The sequence below is a fragment of the Planotetraspora sp. GP83 genome, assembly GCF_041262585.1.
Classification (GTDB): domain Bacteria; phylum Actinomycetota; class Actinomycetes; order Streptosporangiales; family Streptosporangiaceae; genus JAOEGB01.
The window spans coordinates 1-19,129 of the sequence record NZ_JBGCBZ010000043.1; the positions used below are offsets into that span (position 1 = coordinate 1).

The 19,129-nt window shown below is 69.2% G+C and carries 15 protein-coding genes; 2 read left to right on the forward strand and 13 right to left on the reverse strand.

Translation table 11 applies throughout. The annotated features are described in order from the left end of the window. Positions 1–449: 449 nt before the first annotated feature. The 3 genes from aspS to ABH927_RS33715 are packed head-to-tail and all read right to left on the reverse strand — an operon-like array spanning position 450 to position 4,149. Positions 450–2,210, reverse strand: coding sequence for an aspartate--tRNA ligase (gene aspS / locus ABH927_RS33705; protein ID WP_370028487.1), 1,761 nt, complete (start codon positions 2,208–2,210; stop codon positions 450–452). Next, a complete protein-coding gene (gene hisS, locus ABH927_RS33710) occupies positions 2,207–3,463 on the reverse strand; it encodes a histidine--tRNA ligase (protein WP_370028489.1) in 1,257 nt (418 codons plus the stop codon). Before hisS ends, aspS begins: the two co-directional genes overlap by 4 nt. Next, positions 3,463–4,149 (reverse strand): MBL fold metallo-hydrolase, encoded by a 687-nt coding sequence (locus ABH927_RS33715; RefSeq protein ID WP_370028490.1) that lies wholly within the window; start codon positions 4,147–4,149, stop codon positions 3,463–3,465. The genes hisS and ABH927_RS33715 overlap by 1 nt, the downstream gene beginning before the upstream one ends. Positions 4,150–4,425: 276 nt before the next feature. Here ABH927_RS33715 and ABH927_RS33720 point away from each other — a divergent pair, with 276 nt between their 5' ends. Together ABH927_RS33720 and ABH927_RS33725 are read left to right on the forward strand one after the other, a co-directional pair. Further along, on the forward strand, positions 4,426–5,286 hold the full coding sequence (locus ABH927_RS33720) for a peptidylprolyl isomerase (RefSeq protein WP_370028492.1): 861 nt from the start codon (positions 4,426–4,428) through the stop codon (positions 5,284–5,286). A gap of 44 nt (positions 5,287–5,330) precedes the next feature. Then, the gene (locus tag ABH927_RS33725; RefSeq protein ID WP_370028494.1) at positions 5,331–6,575 is read left to right on the forward strand and encodes a DUF349 domain-containing protein; all 1,245 of its coding nucleotides are present in this window, start codon (positions 5,331–5,333) and stop codon (positions 6,573–6,575) included. Between the two features lie 48 nt (positions 6,576–6,623). Here ABH927_RS33725 and ABH927_RS33730 read toward each other — a convergent pair whose 3' ends face one another. The 10 genes from ABH927_RS33730 to ABH927_RS33775 all read right to left on the reverse strand — a co-directional run bounded on the left by ABH927_RS33730 (position 6,624) and on the right by ABH927_RS33775 (position 18,643). Then, a complete protein-coding gene (locus tag ABH927_RS33730) occupies positions 6,624–8,804 on the reverse strand; it encodes a bifunctional (p)ppGpp synthetase/guanosine-3',5'-bis(diphosphate) 3'-pyrophosphohydrolase (RefSeq protein WP_370028495.1) in 2,181 nt (726 codons plus the stop codon). 319 nt (positions 8,805–9,123) lie between these two features. Beyond that, positions 9,124–9,630: an adenine phosphoribosyltransferase gene (locus tag ABH927_RS33735; RefSeq protein ID WP_370028497.1), complete on the reverse strand. Its 507-nt coding sequence runs from the start codon at positions 9,628–9,630 to the stop codon at positions 9,124–9,126. Positions 9,631–9,755: 125 nt separating this feature from the next. Next, positions 9,756–10,871, reverse strand: coding sequence for a protein translocase subunit SecF (secF, locus tag ABH927_RS33740; protein ID WP_370028499.1), 1,116 nt, complete (start codon positions 10,869–10,871; stop codon positions 9,756–9,758). Then, positions 10,871–12,685: a protein translocase subunit SecD gene (secD, locus tag ABH927_RS33745; RefSeq protein WP_370028501.1), complete on the reverse strand. Its 1,815-nt coding sequence runs from the start codon at positions 12,683–12,685 to the stop codon at positions 10,871–10,873. The genes secF and secD overlap by 1 nt, the downstream gene beginning before the upstream one ends. Positions 12,686–12,727: 42 nt before the next feature. Beyond that, entirely contained in the window at positions 12,728–13,087 is a 360-nt protein-coding gene (gene yajC / locus ABH927_RS33750; RefSeq protein WP_370028503.1) for a preprotein translocase subunit YajC, read from the reverse strand. A gap of 516 nt (positions 13,088–13,603) precedes the next feature. Beyond that, positions 13,604–13,804, reverse strand: a complete 201-nt coding sequence (locus tag ABH927_RS33755; protein WP_370028505.1) for a hypothetical protein — start codon at positions 13,802–13,804, stop codon at positions 13,604–13,606. Positions 13,805–14,590: 786 nt separating this feature from the next. Continuing rightward, positions 14,591–15,640, reverse strand: a complete 1,050-nt coding sequence (gene ruvB / locus ABH927_RS33760; protein ID WP_370028507.1) for a Holliday junction branch migration DNA helicase RuvB — start codon at positions 15,638–15,640, stop codon at positions 14,591–14,593. 91 nt (positions 15,641–15,731) lie between these two features. Beyond that, positions 15,732–16,352, reverse strand: coding sequence for a Holliday junction branch migration protein RuvA (gene ruvA, locus ABH927_RS33765; RefSeq protein WP_370028508.1), 621 nt, complete (start codon positions 16,350–16,352; stop codon positions 15,732–15,734). A gap of 372 nt (positions 16,353–16,724) precedes the next feature. Then, positions 16,725–17,318, reverse strand: a complete 594-nt coding sequence (gene ruvC, locus ABH927_RS33770; RefSeq protein ID WP_370028512.1) for a crossover junction endodeoxyribonuclease RuvC — start codon at positions 17,316–17,318, stop codon at positions 16,725–16,727. A gap of 134 nt (positions 17,319–17,452) precedes the next feature. Next, positions 17,453–18,643 carry an enhanced intracellular survival protein Eis gene (locus tag ABH927_RS33775; RefSeq protein ID WP_370028510.1) on the reverse strand — a complete coding sequence of 397 codons (1,191 nt, stop codon included), beginning with the start codon at positions 18,641–18,643 and terminating at the stop codon, positions 17,453–17,455. Positions 18,644–19,129 lie beyond the last annotated feature (486 nt).

The following is a 19,129-nucleotide window of genomic DNA, read 5'->3' on the forward strand; positions in this document are numbered from 1 at the left end:
CCGCAACCACACAGACCTACAGCTTCCACGCCGACGTCACGATCTTCGAGAAGGGACTTGCCTCCCGTCCCCGACGCTAAACGCAACGGCGTTGGTCTCCTGACCCCCGCGTGATCATGCTCCCGACCCCCGCGTGATCATGCAGAGATTCCCGCGCAGGCCAGCCACGCTGCGCCCTGCTTGTGCGTGATCATGCACGCTTTCCCATCAAGCCTCGCGACCTGCGGCTTTACCGTACATGATCATGCAGTTACCAGCTGACTGCATGATCATGGACACGGTCACGCCAGATTGAAACGGTCGCTGGGAAGGTCTGCATGATCACCAACTACGTTGCGGCTCGCAGACGCCCGGTCCCGGGAAAGTGTGCATGATCACGGCCCTCTGGGCATCATGACGGCCCTCTGGGCGCGATCACGGCCCTCCCGCTCTGGGAGGGCCGTTGACGATCAGGCTTGAGGCGTGCTCTCGGCCTTGGGCTTGGCGTCCACGCCGGCCTCCTTGCGCTGGTCGCCCGTGATCGGGGTAGGCGCCCCCGTCAGCGGGTCGTAGCCGGACGCGGTCTTCGGGAAGGCGATGACGTCCCGGATCGACTCGCCGCCCGAGAGCAGCATGCAGACGCGGTCCCAGCCGTAGGCGATGCCCCCGTGCGGCGGCGGGCCGTACTTGAACGCCTCCAGCAGGAAGCCGAACTTGCTCTCGGCCTCCTCCTTGGAGATGCCGAGCACGTCGAAGACGCGCTGCTGCATCTCGGCCCGGTGGATACGGACCGAGCCGCCGCCGATCTCCATGCCGTTGCAGACCATGTCGTAGGCGTACGCCAGGGCCTCGCCGGGGTGGTCCTGGAAGTTGTCGGCCCACTCGGGCTTCGGCCCGGTGAAGGGGTGGTGGACGGCCGTCCAGCCGATCTCGCGGCCGACCTCGTCGAGGACGGGCTCGAACATCGGGGCGTCGACGATCCAGAGGAACGACCACTGGGACTCGTCGATCAGGCCGCAGCGGCGGCCGATCTCCAGCCGGGCCGCGCCGAGCAGTTCCCGCGAGGGGCCGAGCGCACCGGCGGCGAAGAAGATCGCGTCGCCGGGCTTGGCGCCGGTCGCCTCCGCCAGGCCGGCGGTCTCGGCCTCGGACAGGTTCTTCGCCACCGGGCCGCCGAAGCCGTCCTCCTGGACCAGCACGTACGCCAGCCCGCGGGCGCCCCGGGCCTTGGCCCAGTCCTGCCAGCCGTCGAGCTCCTTGCGGGTCTGCGACGCGCCGCCCGGCATGACGACGGCCCCGACGTACGGCGCCTGGAACACGCGGAAGGTGGTGTTCGCGAAGTACTTCGTCAGGTCGACCAGCTCGACGCCGAACCGCAGGTCGGGCTTGTCCGAGCCGTAACGGGCCATCGCCTCGGCGTAGGTGATCCGGGGCAGCGGCGACGGCAGCTCGTAGCCGATCGTGTCCTTCCAGATGCGCCCGATCAGGGCCTCGCCCAGCTCGATGACGTCGTCCTGGTCGACGAACGACATCTCGACGTCGATCTGGGTGAACTCGGGCTGCCGGTCGGCGCGCAGGTCCTCGTCGCGGAAGCAGCGGGCGAGCTGGTAGTAGCGCTCCAGGCCGGAGACCATGAGGAGTTGCTTGAAGAGCTGCGGCGACTGCGGCAGGGCGTACCAGTTGCCCGGCTGGAGGCGCACCGGGACCAGGAAGTCACGGGCGCCCTCGGGCGTGGACCGGGTGAGGTTCGGCGTCTCGACGTAGACGAAGCCGCGCTCCCGCATGACCTCGTGGGCCAGGTAGGTGGCCTGCGAGCGGGTCCGCAGCGCCTCGGCGATCTGCTGCCGCCGGATGTCGAGGTAGCGGTACTTCAGCCGCGCCTCCTCCGACACGCCCGTGCTGCCCTCGATCGGGAACGGCAGCGGCGCCGACTCGCTCAGCACCTCCACCTCGGAGGCGACGACCTCGATCTCGCCGGTCGGCAGGTCGGGGTTCTCGTTGCCCTCGGGCCGGACGCGGACCTCGCCCGTCACCTTGACGCAATACTCCGAGCGCAGGTCGTGGGCGTGGTCCTCCTCGCGGAAGACGACCTGGGCCGAGCCGGAGGCGTCGCGCAGGTCGATGAAGACCACGCCACCGTGGTCGCGCCGGCGCGCCACCCAGCCCGCCAGCGTCACACGCTGTCCTGCATGCTCCTTACGAAGCGTCCCTGCTTCGTGAGTGCGGATCACGAGAGTTTCCCCTTCAAGACTTCGACGACCTCGGCGAGCGACACCGCGGTCTGGTCGGCTGTGGTCAGGTCCTTCACTTGTACGGCTCCCGCCTCGAGATCTCGCTCGCCGAGGATCAGGGCGTAGCGGGCGCCACTGCGGTCGGCGGCCTTCATGGCGCCCTTGACGCCCCGGCCGCCGAAGGCCATGTCGACCGCGAGGCCGGCCCGGCGCAGCTCACTGACCAGCGGGAAGATCCGCCGCCTGGCCTCCTCGCCCAGCGGGATGGCGAACACCTCGACGTGCCCGGCCCGCTCGGTGATCAGCCCCTCGGCCTCCATCGCGAGGACCGTCCGGTCGACCCCGAGCGCCCATCCGACGCTGGGCAGCGGCGGGCCGCCGATCATCTCGCTGAGGCCGTCGTAGCGGCCTCCCCCACCGACAGCGGACTGGGCGCCGAGGCCGTCGTGGACGAACTCGAAGGTCGTCCGCGTGTAGTAGTCGAGGCCCCGGACGAGCCTCGGGTCGTCGGTGTAGGCCACCCCGGCCGCGCCGAGCAGGCCGCGCACCTCCTCGTGGTAGGCCTTGCAGGCCCCGCAGAGGTGGTCGGTCACAAGGGGCGCGCCGACGAGCTGAGCCTGCACCTCGGGGCGCTTGTCGTCGAGGACCCGCAGCGGGTTGATCTCGATGCGCTGCCGGGTCACCTCGTCGAGGTCGAGCCCGCGCAGGAAGTCCTGCAACGCGGCCCGGTAGGCGGGGCGGCACTCCTTGCACCCGAGCGAGTTCAGCAGCAGCCGCACGTTCTTCAGGCCCAGCGAGGCGTAGCCGTCGGCGGCCAGCACGATCAGCTCGGCGTCGAGCGCCGGGTCCTCGGCTCCGAGGGCCTCCGCGCCCACCTGCGAGAAGTGGCGGTAGCGGCCGGCCTGGGCCCGCTCGTAGCGGAAGTAGCTCCCGGAGTACCAGAGCTTGATCGGGAGAGCCCCGCCGTACAGGCCGTGCTCGATGACGGCGCGCACCACGCTGGCCGTGCCCTCGGGGCGCAGCGTGAGCGACTGGCCTCCCCGGCTCTGGAACGTGTACATCTCCTTGGTCACGATGTCGGTCGACTCGCCGACGCCGCGCGAGAACAGGGCGGTGTCCTCGAAGGCAGGCGTCTCGATGTAGCCGTAGCCCGCGCGGCGAGCGGGCGCGGACAGCGCGTCGCGCACGAGGAGTGCCCACTCCGATCGCGGCGGCAACCAGTCGAAGGTGCCCTTGGGCGCCTGAAAGCTCATTACAGTCCCCTGCTAGGGCCCTCGTGCGGCGCCACTTCCCTCAGGTAGGGGTTGGTGGCCCGCTCGTGGCCGATGGTCGTCTGTGGTCCGTGGCCGGGCAGGACCGTCGTCTCGTCCGGCAGCCTCAGCGTCTTCGCGAGGCTGTGCAGCATCGTGGCGTAGTCTCCGCCCGGAAAATCGGTGCGGCCGATGGAGCCGGCGAACAGCAGGTCGCCCGCGAACAGGACCTGCGAGTCCTCGTAGGGCGTCCTGAACGTCACCGACCCCCTGGTATGGCCGGGAGTGTGATCGACCGTGATGTCGAGACCGGCGAGCTTCAGCGTGGCGCCGTCGGTCAGCTCCCGCACGTCGTCGGGTTCGCTGAACTCCAGGCCGCCGAACAGCATCTGCCGGGTCTGCAGCGAGAGCCCCTTGCCGGGATCCGACAGCAGCTCGCGGTCGTCGGGGTGGATCCACGCCGGAACGTCGCGGGCGCCGCACACCGGCACGACCGACCACATGTGGTCGATGTGGCCATGGGTCAGCAGCACCGCGACGGGCTTGAGCCGATGCTCGCGCAGCAGGTCGTCGATGCCCTCGACGGCGTCCTGACCAGGGTCGACGACCACACACTCCTCGCCTGCGGCGGGAGCGACGACATAGCAGTTGGTCTGGAACGACCCTGCGGGAAACCCGGCGACGAGCACGGAAGCGGCCTCTGCGTCTCTGCGGATGTATCAAGGATTACGCGAGCGAATGTAACCGAAGGGTACCGGTGCGGGTCGGCGGGCTGCGAACCAATACCCGTGTGCCGATACGATTCGCCCACCTCAATAGTCATTCTTGGAGCAGTCGAGCCGGATGCTATAGAGCGAGCTGTCGTTTCGGAGCACTTCTCCGGCGCGGCCGCCCGCCTCTGCCTGCCGGCATCCGGCCGCGACCATGGGAAAGACCATCGGAAACAGGACAGTCGGGAGGGCGAAGTGGTCACCGGCAAAGACCGTCAGAAGCAGCTGGCCCGGGAGCATCACCAGCGGCAGATTCAGGCGCGCGCCGAGCGCCAGCAGAAGGCCCGGCGCGCCGCGATCATCGGGACCAGCGCGGCGGTCGTGGTCGTGATCGGCGGCATCGTGGCCGCGACGGCCGTCCTGGGCGGCAAGGACGGCAACGCCACCACGTCCGCTGCGCCGTCCGCGAGTGCCGCGGCCAGCGCGGCGGCGGCCGAGCAGCCCAAGCCGTACGACCCGGCGACCGGGCTGTGCGGCTATATCGCCGACAAGGGCAGCGGCCAGGTCAAGGACGTCGGCCTGCCGCCCGCGAAGGTCAGCACCGATCCCGCCACGATGACCATCAAGACGAACCTCGGGGACATCGTCGCCACGCTGGACTCCGCCAAGGCGCCGTGCACGGTCAACTCGTTCCGGTATCTGGCGGCGAAGAACTACTTCGACGGCAGCAAGTGTCACCGGATGGGGCCGGCGACCTTCCCGATCCTGCAGTGCGGCGACCCGCTGGCGAAGGCCGACGGCAAGAACCCGACCGACGGCCAGGGCGGCCCCGGCTACCGCTTCGTCAACGAGAACCTCGCGGGCGCGAAGTACACCCGGGGCGTGCTGGCCATGGCCAACAGCGGCGCGGACACCAACGGCAGCCAGTTCTTCATCGTGTTCGGGGACACCGGGCTGAGCCCCGACTACACACCTTTCGGTACGGTGACCAAAGGGCTGGAAATCCTGGACAAGGTCGCCAAGCAGGGCGTCCTTCCCGGCGGAACAGGGGACGGCACGGGTGCGCCCAAGCAGCCCGTGGAAATCAAACACGTGACAATCACCGGCAAGAGCTGACGTAATACAACCAAGGGCATATCGGGCCCTGGAGGCTGATTCAAGTGCGGGAGGACACGGTGACCACCGACCCGTGGGGCCGGGTAGACGATGACGGCACCGTCTACGTGCGTACGGCTGAGGGAGAACGGGCCGTCGGGTCCTGGCAGGCCGGTGAGCCGGAGGAGGCGCTGGCCTACTTCCGCCGCAAGTTCGACGAGCTGGCCGGGCAGGTCCAGCTCCTCGAACAGCGGGTGAGGGGCACCGACCTGGCCCCCGCGCAGGCCGAGGCGAGCATCACGAAGCTGCGGGAGGCGGTCGCCGAGGCCCACGCCATCGGGGACCTGGGCTCCCTCCTGGACCGCCTCGCCGCGTTGACCGAGCTCGTCGGCAAGCGCCGCGAGGAGGTCAGGGCGGCCCGCGACCAGGCCCGCGTGCTGGCGCGCGAGACCAAGGAGCGGATCGTCGCCGAGGCCGAGCGGATCGCCGAGGACGCCACCCACTGGAAGTCGGGCGGCGAGCGGCTCCGTCAGCTCGTGGACGAGTGGAAGGCGGCCGAGCGTATCGACCGCGCCACCGAGGCCACGCTCTGGAAGCGCCTTTCGACCGCCCGTACGGCTTTCGCCAAGCGGCGCAAGGCGTACTTCTCGTCGCTGGACGAGCAGCGTGACGCGGTGCGCGGCACCAAGGAGCGGATCGTGAGCGAGGCCGAGGCGCTGTCGTCCTCGACCGACTGGAACGCCACGGCCGCCTCCTACCGGGAGCTCATGCGCCAGTGGAAAACGGCCGGGCGGGCCTCCCGGGAGGCCGAGGACGAGCTGTGGACCCGCTTCAAGGCCGCGCAGGACCAGTTCTTCCAGACCCGGTCGGCCGTCTTCGCCGAGCGGGACGCGTCCTTCGCCGCCAACGCGGAGGCCAAGGAGGCGCTGCTCGCCGAGGCGGAGCGGCTCCTGCCCGTGACCGACGCCCGGACGGCCCGCGCCGCGCTGCGGGGCATCCTGGAGCGCTGGGAGGCCGCCGGTCCCGTGCCCCGCGAGATGCGGGACAAGCTGGAGGGCGGCCTGCGGAAGGTCGACGAGGCCGTCCGCAAGGCCGAGGAGAACGAGTGGAAGCGGTCGAACCCGGAGGCCCGGGCCCGCGCTCAGGACACGGTCAACCAGCTCCGCAGGTCCATCGAGCAGCTTGAGACGCGCCTTTCCAAGGCCCAGGCCGCCGGGAAGGACAAGGACGTCAAGGAGGCCGAGGAGGCGCTGGCCGCCCGCCGCTCCTGGCTTGAGGAGGCCGAGCGCACCCTCGCCGAATTCTCCTGACCCCTCCCCCCCCGGCGTGATCATGATCACGCCGGGGGTTGAGGGGGGTTAGTTCGTCACGCGGTAGACGTCATAGACGCCCTGGACCGTCCGTACGGCCTTGAGGACGTGGCCGAGGTGCTTCGGGTCGCCCATCTCGAAGGTGAACTTGCTGACGGCCACCCGGTCCCGGGTGGTCGCCACCGACGCGGACAGGATGTTCACGTGGTGGTCGGACAGCGTCCGCGTCACGTCCGACAGCAGGCGGGGCCGGTCCAGCGCCTCGACCTGGATCGCGACAAGGAAGACCGAGTCGTCCCCCGGAGACCACGCCACCTGGACGAGACGATCCGGCTGCGCGTTCAACTGCTCAACATTGGGACAGTTCGTGCGATGTACGGAAACTCCATGCCCTCGGGTGACAAATCCGACGATCTCGTCTCCTGGGACGGGGGTGCAGCAGCGCGAGAGCCGTACCCAGACGTCGGGGTCGCCGGCCACGATGACGCCCGCGTTGGAGTTGGCCCTGGGACGTCCCTTGAGCCGCGTGGGGACCGCCGCCTCGGCGATGTCCTCCTCGGCCCCCTCGACGCCGCCCAGGGCCTGTACGAGCTTCTGGACGACCGACTGGGCGGCCACGTGGCCCTCGCCCACCGCGGCGTACAGAGCGGACACGTCCGGGTAGCGCAGATCCCGCGCGAGCGCGAGAAGGGCCTCCCCCGACATCAGGCGCTGGAGCGGCAGGCCCTGCTTGCGCATCGCCCGGCCGATGGCCTCCTTGCCGGCCTCGATCGCGGTCTCGCGGCGCTCCTTGGAGAACCACTGGCGGATCTTGTTCCGCGCTCGGCCGCTCTTGACGAACTTGAGCCAGTCACGGGACGGCCCGGCGTCCGGCGACTTCGAGGTGAAGATCTCCACCGTGTCGCCGTTGCCGAGGCGTGACTCGAGCGGGACCAGCCTGCCGTTCACCCGGGCGCCGATACATCGGTGGCCGACCTCGGTGTGCACGGCGTAGGCGAAGTCCACGGGCGTCGCGCCCTCCGGCAGCGCGATCACCTGCCCGCGGGGCGTGAAGACGAACACCTCGGAGACGGACAGGTCGAAGCGGAGCGACTCCAGGAACTCCCCCGGGTCGGACGTCTCCTTCTGCCAGTCGAGCAGCTGCCGCAGCCAGGCCATGTCGTTGACCTGCTTGACCTTGGCGGAGCCCGAGGTGGTCGTCTCCTCCTTGTACTTCCAGTGGGCGGCCACGCCGTACTCCGCCCGGTTGTGCATGGCGCGCGTGCGGATCTGCAGCTCGATCGTCTTGCCCTCGGGACCCATCACCGTCGTGTGCAGCGACTGGTACATGTTGAACTTGGGCATCGCGATGTAGTCCTTGAACCGCCCCGGCACCGGCCTCCACTGGGCGTGGATCGTTCCGAGCGCGGCGTAGCAGTCGCGGACCGTGTCGACGAGCACGCGGATGCCGACGAGGTCGTAGATGTCGTCGAAGGCCACGTCCTTGGCGATCATCTTCTGGTAGATCGAGTAGTAGTGCTTCGGCCGCCCCCGCACGGTCGCCTTGATCTTGGCCTCGCGGAGCTCGCCTGAGACCTTCTCTATGACGTCCTGGAGGAACAGGTCGCGCCGCGGAGCGCGCTCGGACACCATCCGCGCGATCTCGTCGTACCGCTTCGGGTAGAGCATGGCGAACGCGAGGTCCTCCAGCTCCCACTTGATGGTGTTCATGCCGAGCCGGTGGGCCAGCGGCGCGAAGATCTCCAGCGTCTCGCGGGACTTCTGCTGCCGCTTGTGCTCGGGCATGTACCGCATCGTCCGCATGTTGTGCAGCCGGTCGGCCAGCTTGATGACCAGGACGCGGATGTCCCGGGACATCGCGACGACCATCTTCCTGACGGTCTCCGCCTGCGCGGCGTCGCCGAACTTGACCTTGTCCAGCTTGGTCACGCCGTCGACCAGCAGGGCGATGTTGTCGCCGAAGTCGGCTCGTAACTCGTCAAGGCTGTAGGCGGTGTCCTCGACCGTGTCGTGCAGCAGGGCGGCGCACAGCGTCTCGTCGTCGGTGCCCAGCTCGGCCAGGATCGTCGCGACGGCGAGGGGATGCGTGATGTACGGGTCGCCGCTCTTGCGCTTCTGGTCGCGGTGGTGGAAGGCCGCCACGTCGTAGGAACGCTCGATGAGGCGCAGATCGGCCTTGGGATGCGTCGCCCGGACCGTCTTGAAAAGCGGCTCCAGAACCGGATTCATAGCCCCCCACTGCCCCCCGAACCGGGCCAGCCTCCGTCGTGAGGCCGGCGCCGGTCTTTCGTCCGCACCTCCCGGTGAGTCGGGCGCCGCGTCAACGGGCACGTCGACCGGCTCGGGGGCCTCGCGCGGGTCGGTTCCGCGCCCAGCCCTCGCGCTGTCGGGCACGACCACATCACGGGGCACACAGACTCCTTACGTCGAGTCCAGATTCCTCAGTGTATCCGCGCCGCCCCAGCACTCTCCGCCGAGTCGCCTCGTCACACGCCCGGCCGGCACAGGGGACGGCACGGGCACAGCACAAACCCGGACCCCGCCGCGTTTACACGCTTACCAGGGCACGAACGTCCAAACCAGGCAGTCGGTCACGGCCGGAGAGGAAGGAAAGCTCCATCAGGACGGACACGGCGGTGATTTCGGCGCCGGCCCTCCTGACCAGCTCCACCGTCGCGTGGGCCGTGCCGCCCGTGGCGAGCACGTCGTCCACGATCAGAACCCGGTCACCCGGGGCGAAGGCATCGGCGTGCACCTCGATGGTCGCGGAGCCGTACTCCAGATCATAGGACGCCTCCAGCGTCTCCGCAGGCAGTTTGCCCTTCTTGCGCACCGGGACGAATCCCGCACCACTGCGGTAGGCCACCGGGGCCGCGAGGATGAAGCCGCGCGCCTCGATGCCGACGACCTTGTCGAACACCAGGCCGTCCGCGAGCTCGTCCACGACCTGCGTGAAGGCCGCGTGATCGGCCAGGAGCGGGGTGATGTCCTTGAACAGGATCCCAGGCTTCGGATAGTCGGGTATGTCCCTGATCAGTGCGGTCCAGTCAGTCACGAGGCCAACCTTAGAGCACCCGCGCGGGGAGCCCCCGGCCCGGCGACAGGCGGAAGCAGGACGCCCCCGCGACCGTCTCCGGTCGCGGGGGCGCTCCAGTCGCGCGAGGCCTTGGGAGGCGCCGCCTATCGCTTCTTGCGCTTGCCGTCGCCCGTGACCGCGCCGTTCTGCGACACGGTCGGCGACGTGTTCTGTGACACGCTCTGGGACGTGCTCTTGGAGGCCGCCGGGACGGTCTCCTTCACGGTACGGCTCCCGCCCGCGGCGGCGGCCGTCTTGGCGGCGGACGTCTGCTTCAGAGCCACCCGCTTGGCGAGCGCCTGCCACTGCGGCTCCCGCTCCTTGAGCGTCACCAGAATCGGCGTCGCGACGCACAGCGAGGAGTAGGTGCCGACGATCATTCCGACGAACAGCGCCAGCGACAGGTCCTTCAGCGTGCCGGCGCCGAGCAGCGTCGTGCCGATGAACAGGATCGCCGCGACGGGCAGGATCGCGACGAGCGAGGTGTTCAGCGACCGGATCAGCGTGTGGCTGAGCGCGTTGTTCGCCGCCTGCGTGTAGGTCATCTTGGCGCTCGTGCCGAGCTTGCCGGTCACTTCCTTGATCATGTCGAAGACGACGACCGCGTCGTACAGCGAGTAACCGAGGATCGTGAGGAAGCCCAGCATGGTCGCCGGGGTGACCTCGAAGCCCGACCAGGCGTAGATGCCCGCGGTGATCACCAGGTCGTGCACGAGGGCGACGATCGCGGCGAGCGCCATCCGCCACTCGAAGGCCACGGACAGGTACAGCATGATCGCGATCATGAAGACCGCGAGGCCGATCCACGCCTTCTGCGAGACCTCACCGCCCCAGGTGGCGCCGATGACCTGCGAGCTGACCTGCTTCTCCGGAACGCCGAACTGCTTGGCGACCGCCTGCTGGACCTTGGTCACCTCGTCGCCCTCGAGGCTCTCGGTGGTGACCCGCCAGTTCGGCCCGGCCTCCTGCACGATGGGAATCTGGTGCACGCCAGCGTCCTGAACGGTCTCCCGGACCTGCTCCAGGCTCGAACCGGGCGTCCGGGCGAAGTCGAAGACCGACCCGCCTTTGAACTCCACGCCGAGGTTGAGGCCGTTGACCAGGAGCCCGATGATCGAGATGGCCAGCAGGAAGGCCGACAGGCCGTACCAGATCTTGCGCTTGCCGACGAAGTCGATGTTGATGTCGCCTCGGTAGAGGCGGCTGATAACACCCGGCATCACGCCTCCTGCAGGGTCTGCTCGGCGGGGCTCGTACGGCCCATGCGCTCCGCGTCGAGTCCGGACAGCTTGTGGCCCTTGGAGAAGAACTTCATCCGGGCCGCCAGCGACATGAACGGCTTGGTGAACAGGAACACCACGACGATGTCGATCAGCGTGGTGAGACCCATCGCGAAGGCAAATCCGGCCACGCCGCCGACCGCGAGGAAGAAGAGCACCACCGCGGCGATGAACATGACCGCGTCGGCGACCAGGATCGTGCGCCGGGCCCGCCGCCAGGCGACCTCCACGGCCGCGCGCAGCGTGCGCCGACCTTCCTTGATCTCGTCACGGATGCGTTCGAAGTAGACGATGAACGAGTCCGCCGTGATGCCGATCGAGACCACGAGGCCGATGATGTGCGGCAGCGAGAGCCGGAACCCGGCGTTGTGGCTCAGGATCGCCACGATGAGGTAGGTGAAGACCGTCGCCACGCCGAGGCTGGCCACGCCGATGATGCCAAGGCCGCGGTAGTAGAGCAGCAGGTAGAACACGACCACCAGCAGGCCCAGTGCGCCGGAGATCAGGCCGCCGCGGAGCTGGTCCTGGCCGAGCGTCGACGAGACCGACACGACCGAGCCCACCTTGAACTTCAGCGGCAGCGCGCCGTACTTCAGCTGGTCCGCCAGCTCGGTGGCACTCTTCTGGTTGAAGCTGCCGGAGATCCGGGCGCTTCCGCCGGGAATGGCCTCCTCGATGGTCGGCGCCACGATGACGACGCCGTCGAGGACGTTGGCGAGCTGGTTGCGCGGCGGCGAGAGGCTGGTGATCCGCCGGGTGACGTCGGCGAACTGCGAGGCGCCCTTGGACTTGAAGCTGATCTGGACGATCCACTCGCCGGTCGTGGGGTCGGTCCCCGCCTGGGCTCCGCTGATCTCGGTGCCCTGCACGGCGGCCTTGTCCAGGATGTACCGGGCGGAGCCGTCGTCGCTGCAGGCCACGAGCTGCTTGTTCGGGTCGTCCTGCGCCCCCCGGCCGCGGTCCTTCGCGGAGCAGTCGATCTCGCGGAACTTCGTCAGCAGCGCCGGGTCGATGCCGCTGGTGTCCTGACCGGCCAGTGGGTCATCGTTCGCCTGCGAGGTCGGCGGGGCCGTCGGCGACGCGGAGGCCGACGGTGTGGCGGAAGGTGAGGCCTTGGCCCCCGCCTTGTGGCCCTTCTTGCCGCCGTTCGCACCGCTCGCACCGTTCGCGCCGTCAGCCTTGCCGGTCGGCGTCGGCGAGGGAGCGGTCAGCGCGGAGGACAGCGCCCGGCCCGCGGGCGTGCTGCTGGCGCTGGGCGCCGCGCTCGCCGTCGTGCCGGGAGTCGCGCCGGCCGCGCCGCTGGGCGTCGCGCTGGGTGCGCCGGATCCGCTGGGCGTCGGCGCCGCCGTCGGCATCTGCACGGGCTGGGCCTTGGCCGCGGCCACCGCGAGCACCTGGCGCATGCGCAGCTCAGCGGTGGTGCCGACGAGCTTGAGAACTTCCGCCTGGCCCGCTCCAGGGACCGAGATCACGATGTTGTCACCGGCCTTGGCGACCGGGGCATCGGAGATGCCGGCCCCGTCCACACGCTGGCGGATGATGGTGACGGCCCGGTCCAGGCTCTCCTGTGAGGGAGCCTTGTTGTCGAGCGTGACCGGCTGGAGCGTCACCGTGGTGCCACCCGCGAGGTCGAGTGCGAACTTGGGGACGAACGCCTTCTGCAGGGCGACCGTCGCGCCCATGGCGAGGATGATCGCCAGGAGCAGCAGGAGCGTACGTCCCGGCTTGCTCTGGCTACTGGTCGGTGGGGCCACTGGTGGTCAGTTCTTTCGTCAAAGGGTCTGCGATCAGCCTACTCAGGACTGCTTGGTACTCGAATCGTCACCGTCCGTGGTGTCGGGACCGTCGGCCACCGGGTTGTCGTCGGCCAGCTCCTCCGTGGCGTCCTCGGTGGGAGTCACCACGCGGCCGATCGCGCCCTTCAACCACTTGGTCTGCACACCGGGCGCGATCTCCAGGAGGACGTCGTCGTCCTCGAAACCGACCACGGTCGCGAAGAGGCCCGTGGTCGTCACGACCCGGGCACCAGGAGCGAGGGAGCTCTGCATCTGGAGCGCTTCCTGCTGCCGCTTGCGCTGCGGGCGGATCAGGAGGAAGTAGAACACCACTACCAGCAAGATCAGTGGCAGGAACGTCCCAAGCGGGTTGTTACCCACGGGGGCCACCCTTCCGTTACGTGATGAACCGGCCTGACGCCGGAGGTCTTGTGCGCTGTGCTGCGCGCCCGCCGCGGCGCTGAGCGGGTCAGCGTAAGCGGCCAGTCAAGCCACGCAGTGTATGCGAGCCGTTCGAAGCCCGGCAACGAACCCACGATCTGGCACGCGGGAAAGTTTCCTATTTCGCAGTATTGAAACGGTTCTGTGACCTGGCTAAACCCTACGACATCCCGGCAAGGCATCCGGGACGGCCGGAAGCACGACACGGCCGGGTCAGCTCAAGGACTCGCCATGCGAGCTTTGCTCCCCGCCGCCCGGCCAGATAGCCCCCGATAGGCCTCGATAAGCCCGATGGGCCGGCGTGTCTCGATGGCGCATCAGGTCGTGACGCCTCACCGGCCCGTACGGCGAGCGCGTCAGGCTCCGCGAGGCGCGCCCAGGTCTACGTATCCCCGCGAATGCCAAAACCTCCGGAATCCGTTTGAGGGAGATTCCGGAGGTCGATGGACAGATTGGCTAGGCCGGTATCAGGTTGTAGGCGGGACTCGCGGCCTCGTACTGGCACTCGCGGCTGATCGTGACCGGAGTGCGGTAGTACCCCGTGCGGTGGAGCTGCCAGACGCTGCCCCAGGGGCTGGTCTTGCACCAGTAACTCAATCGGGCCTTGGCACCGGACCCCGTGCACTTCGCCCAGACGGCCGTGTGCCCGACGCCCACCGTGCAAGAGGAGTGCAAGAGGCGGCCTCGGCCGGGCCCGCCACCACCACGAGGCTTCCAATCATCGCGCTTCCCGCGACGAGCAGACTCATGTTGCGACGAATATTCACGCCGCGTCCTTTCTGTCGTATGGTCCACGCTTTACTCACCTGTCGGCGAGAAAACAGCGCCAACGGCCCGAATGAACCGGTGTGGGACACAGAATCAAACGCGGACTCGTCAAGGATCAATACGGGAAGGTGTCCGGGACAGTCCCGGACCGCCACTCCGCAGGTGATGCTCCCCAACGGAAATCAGTACCACCAGCGGCCCGGGGCTTCCAGTGGTTCGAGGGCTTCCGCCAACGGCCCAGGGCGTACAGGTCACGCGCGCCTGCGGGCTTGGCGCCACGGCTCAGCACTGACGACGCTCGCGGAGCGCTTTGTCGCACGCGAAAATGGTGGAAATGTCACGTCCTCCGGAGCATCGGCACTCCGTACGGATTGCCTCTGGCGAAAGCACCCGCCCGTGACCCGGACCGTTTCTTCTGAGGCCCGACATACGCGATGGAATCCTTCTGCCAGGTGCCGCTTGGGATGGTTCCGTACGGCACAGCTGCATGAAACCTTTCCGGAATGCGGCCATTTCGCGAGCGGCTGCCCGGGAGCGAAACACGTGGGCCGGGGAGCGAAACACGGCGTGGCCCGGGACGTCGGCAGAGCCGCATACCCGCGCCGGGGCGCGGCCGACGACTTCCGATATGTCGCCTGGCTTTTCGGCTGCGCGCGGAGAGAGGCGGCGGGATTCTCAATCCTCGTCGAAAAGGGTGGGGATGAGCGAAGCGCCGAAGGCGTCAGGAGGCGGAGTCAGGCCGAGGTGCGCCCAGGCGGACGCCGTCGCCACCCGGCCGCGCGGCGTCCGGGCGAGCAGCCCCTGCCGGACGAGGAAGGGTTCCGCGACGACCTCCACGGTCTCGGGCTCCTCCCCCACCGCCACGGCCAGCGTGGACAGGCCCACCGGTCCGCCGCCGAACTTCCGCAGCAGCACGCCGAGCACCGCCCGGTCGAGCCGGTCGAGCCCTTCGGCGTCGACCTCGTAGAGGTTGAGCGCGGCTGAGGCGATCTCCCTCGTGATCACACCTTCCGCCCGGACCTCGGAGAAGTCGCGGACCCGCCGGAGCAGCCGGTTCGCGATCCGGGGCGTGCCCCGCGATCGGCGGGCGATCTCTTGGGCGCCCTCCGTGGGAAGGTCCACCGACAGCAGCCTGGCGGAGCGGTAGAGCACCTGCTCCAGCTCGGCTACGTCGTAGAAGTCCATGTGCGCGGTGAAGCCGAACCGGTCGCGCAGGGGCGCCGGGAGCAGGCCGGCCCGGGTCGTGGCCCCGACCAGGGTGAACGGCGCGATGTCGAGCGGGATCGAGGTGGCTCCCGGGCCCTTGCCGACGATGATGTCGACGCGGAAGTCCTCCATCGCCAGATAGAGCATCTCCTCGGCAGGCCGGGCCATCCGGTGGATCTCGTCGATGAACAGGACCTCGCCCTCCGACAGTGTCGAGAGGATCGCGGCCAGATCACCCGCGCGTTCCAGAGCGGGGCCCGAGGTCACCCGGAGAGGCGCTCCCAGCTCGGCAGCGATGATCATGGCGAGCGTGGTCTTTCCCAGCCCAGGGCCACCGCTCATCAGCACATGGTCGGGCGGCCGGTTCCTGCGCAGGGCGCTCTCCAGCACGAGGGAGAGCTGCTCCCGGACCCGCCCCTGGCCGATGAACTCGTCCAGGCGCTTGGGCCGAAGGGCCGCCTCGATCGCCCCTTCGTCGCCCTCCGGCTCTGGCGACACCAACTCCCGTTCAAAGCTCACAGGCGCTCCCCGCGACCCAAGCCGGCTCCCGTCTCCACCGGCCGGAACCGGCCGTCTGCTCGCGGCCGACCTGGGCCCTGGGCGTGCCGGGTCATCGCACGCTCAGCGCGCGCAGGGCCGACTTGAGCAACACTGCCACCTGGGGCGCCCGTCCCGCGGCCACCTCCGCGTCGGCTTCGGGCGTGAGGGCCGCCACCGCCTCGTCGGCGTCGCGAGCGGAGTAGCCGAGGCCGACCAGGCCCGAATGCACCTGATCGCGCCACACCGGGGCCTTCGCCGTACCGTTGAGGGCCGCGTTGACCGCCTGATCAGGGGTGCCCAGCTTGTCCTTGAGCTCCAGCACGATGCGCTGAGCGCCCTTCTGCCCGATGCCGGGGACCATGGTCAGCGCCTTGAGATCGGCGCTCGCCACCGCCACGCGGAGCGCGTTGGGCGTGTGCACGGCCAGCATCGCGAGGGCGATGCGCGGCCCCACGCCGCTGGCCGTCTGCAGCAGTTCGAAGACGGTCCGCTCGTCGTCGGAGGCGAAGCCGTACAGCGTGAGCGACTCCTCACGCACGACGAGCGAGGTCGCGAGGCGGCCGGGCTCGCCCACGCGGAGGGTGGCGAGCGTGCCCGGCGTGCAATGAACGAGCACGCCCACTCCGCCCACCTCGATGACGGCGGCGTCCGGCGCTATGGCCGTCACCTGCCCCGCCACGGATGCGATCACTCCGCGCTCCCTTCCCCCACCACAGCCCGCACAGCCAGTCCGGCGACGGCCTGCACAACCAGTCCCGCTACGGTCCGCACAATCAATCTCATCGCGGCCGCCCTACGCCCCAGCCGGCGTGCCGACCTCAGTCCTACCAGAGCGCCCCGACGATCCGCCGCCCTGTCCGGCGATCCGGCGACGACCCGCCAGACGCGAAGGCCCGGCATACACGGAGGCCTGGCAGACGCGGAGGCCTAGCAGACGCGGTGATCCGGGCCGATGCGAGCACCGGGCTCCCCTCGGCACCGCGGCAGCCGTACGGCAGCGCAGTCGCGGGTCTCCAGCGATCCCGGTCGGTGCGGTGGTCTGGCAGGCACGGCGATCCGGCGGTCATGGATTCGTCAGGTCGCCGGTACGGCCGGCACCGGGCGAATGGCGATAACCAGGGTTGAGGCTGACAGAGGCGGCAGAGCCACGCGCCTTCGACAGGGCCTCGGCAAGACGGTTCTGGACGCCGCCCCGCCAGACGTGGCAGATCGCCAGTGCGAGAGCGTCGGCGGCGTCGGCGGGTTTCGGCATGGCGTCAAGCCGCAGCAGCCGGGTCACCATGGCGCCGATCTGCTTCTTGTCGGCGTTGCCGTTCCCCGTGATCGCGGCCTTGACCTCGCTCGGGGTGTGCATGGCCACGGGCAGCCCCCGCCTGGCCGCGCACACGATGGCGACGGCGGAGGCCTGTGCGGTGCCCATGACGGTCCGTACGTTGTGCTGGGCGAAGACCCTTTCAACGGCCACCGCGTCGGGCCTGACCTCATCGAGCCACCGCTCGATCTCGGCCTCGATGACCACCAGGCGGGAGCCGATGTCGTCCTCCGCCGGTGTGCGGACGACGCCGACGGCCACCAGGCTCAGCGGCGCCCCCGGGCGGCCTTCCACGGCCCCGAGGCCGCATCGGGTCAGCCCCGGATCGACCCCCAACACCCGCAGCTCGGGCAACCGCACCGGCCGGCCTCCGATCCGCTCGTTGGGCGCCTATGGCCCCGCTCGCCCAGCGGCATCCGCGACCGCCGAACATCTGTTCGGCACCGAACTCTACCGTGATCAGTCGACGTCCGCTCGCGTCAGAAGTGATCGATCATGTAAGCCGCGCAGTTGAAGGCGGCGTCGAGGGCGTCGTCGGTCTCGGGCGAGCCTCCGGCGAGCCGTCCGGACCGGCGAAGCGTGGCGGCCGGCACGCCCGCGAAAAGGGCGGACAGGGCGCCGATCGTGAACCGGGACGCCGTCCCCTGCCCCAGCGCGAGTTCCGTACCCGAACCGGCGGCGGAAGCCGTACACGATCCTGAAGCGACCTGGAGCCGCCACGTGCCGGAGTTGGCGGGGCGCTGCGGGTCGTCGACCTCGATGACCGTGTCGAGCGAGACCCCGGCGGGGAAGCCGCGCTGCTGGATGGCGGACGGGAAGTCAATCAGGCGGAACATCCACCTGGTCTGCTTGATGTCGTCGTACGATCGCTCGCGCAGGAGCCACAGCACCGGGTCGTGCGGCTCCACGCAGGCCTTGACCGACTTGGCGATGGACGACGCCGTGCCCACGAGTGACCACAGCGCCCGCGCGGTGGCCTCCGAGCCCGCGACGAGGTTGTCGACCTCGATGTCCCCACCGCTCCAGCGGTAGATCACGTAGCCGTCGTCGGCGAGGTAGCAGAAGTCGTCCTCGTCCTCGAGCCAGAGCCGCCAGGTCCGCTCGTCCCAGCAGAGCGGCCCGGAGGCGCGTGTCGAGGCGTAGACGCGGTCCAGCAGGGCCATCAGTTCCGGCGCGTCGTCTGGGCCCATCCGGCGGAGCTTCACGGCGGCGGCCGCACTGTCACGGGCTCCGAGGGTACGGAGGGCCTCCGTGGGCAGAACGGCTTTGAACTGTGCTCCGCCGTGCTCCCACCCCATGCTCCGGTAGAGCGGCGTGGTCGCCGGGTAGAGCGCGGACGCCACGTGACCCAACTCCGCGCTGCGGTCGATGACGCCGGCAATGAGCGCCCGGCCCACGCCGCGGCCTCGTTCCTCGGGCGCGACGGTCACACTGGCGACGCCGCCCATGGACATGGGCCGTCCGTGCCACCACTGGGTGTACTGATTGATCCGCGCGGTCGCGATGAGCCTGGTTCCGTCGAAAACGCCCAGGTATCGACCTTCGGACAGCACCGGCAGGATCATCTTGCGCCAGATCTCCGCGTCGGCCCCCGAGATGGGGCCGAAGGCGCGCTTCCGGTTGTCGAGCACCGCGTCAAGGTCGTCGGTCGTCAGGTCACGAATTTCCACGAAGGACAAAGCTATGCCGTACCGACCGGAACAGCGAACCATTTACCCGCCCTTCTGGTCACGCCACCGGTCGCCATCCTGCTGAGACCGCGCGCGCGGAGGGCCAGAAGCACCGGCTGCTCATCTACACCGCCGGGCGGGGCGGGCCCTGGCGGCACCACTGCTCACCTCGACCGCCGGGCGGGGCGGACCCGGCGAGCCTACGCGCCCCCCTTTGATCACCTCAGCACGCCTCGCGTTGCTCGTCTGCAGGACGGCCGTGCTCTCTCTCCCCTCTCTGCGGCCATGAACGGCCCGCGGACGGCCGCTCCAACGGCCCTTTCCTCGCTGAGGTTCCGGGGCACGTTAGGTAGATCTTTTCCCCAGCGCTCTGACCTGCGGTTCTCTGGTGGATCAAGTCCTGGTTTTGTCGTAGGTGCTGGATAGCGTGAGGGCAGTTCTTGAGATCCGTTGGAGCCCGGGGGAGGTGCGTTTTGATGGTCGGAT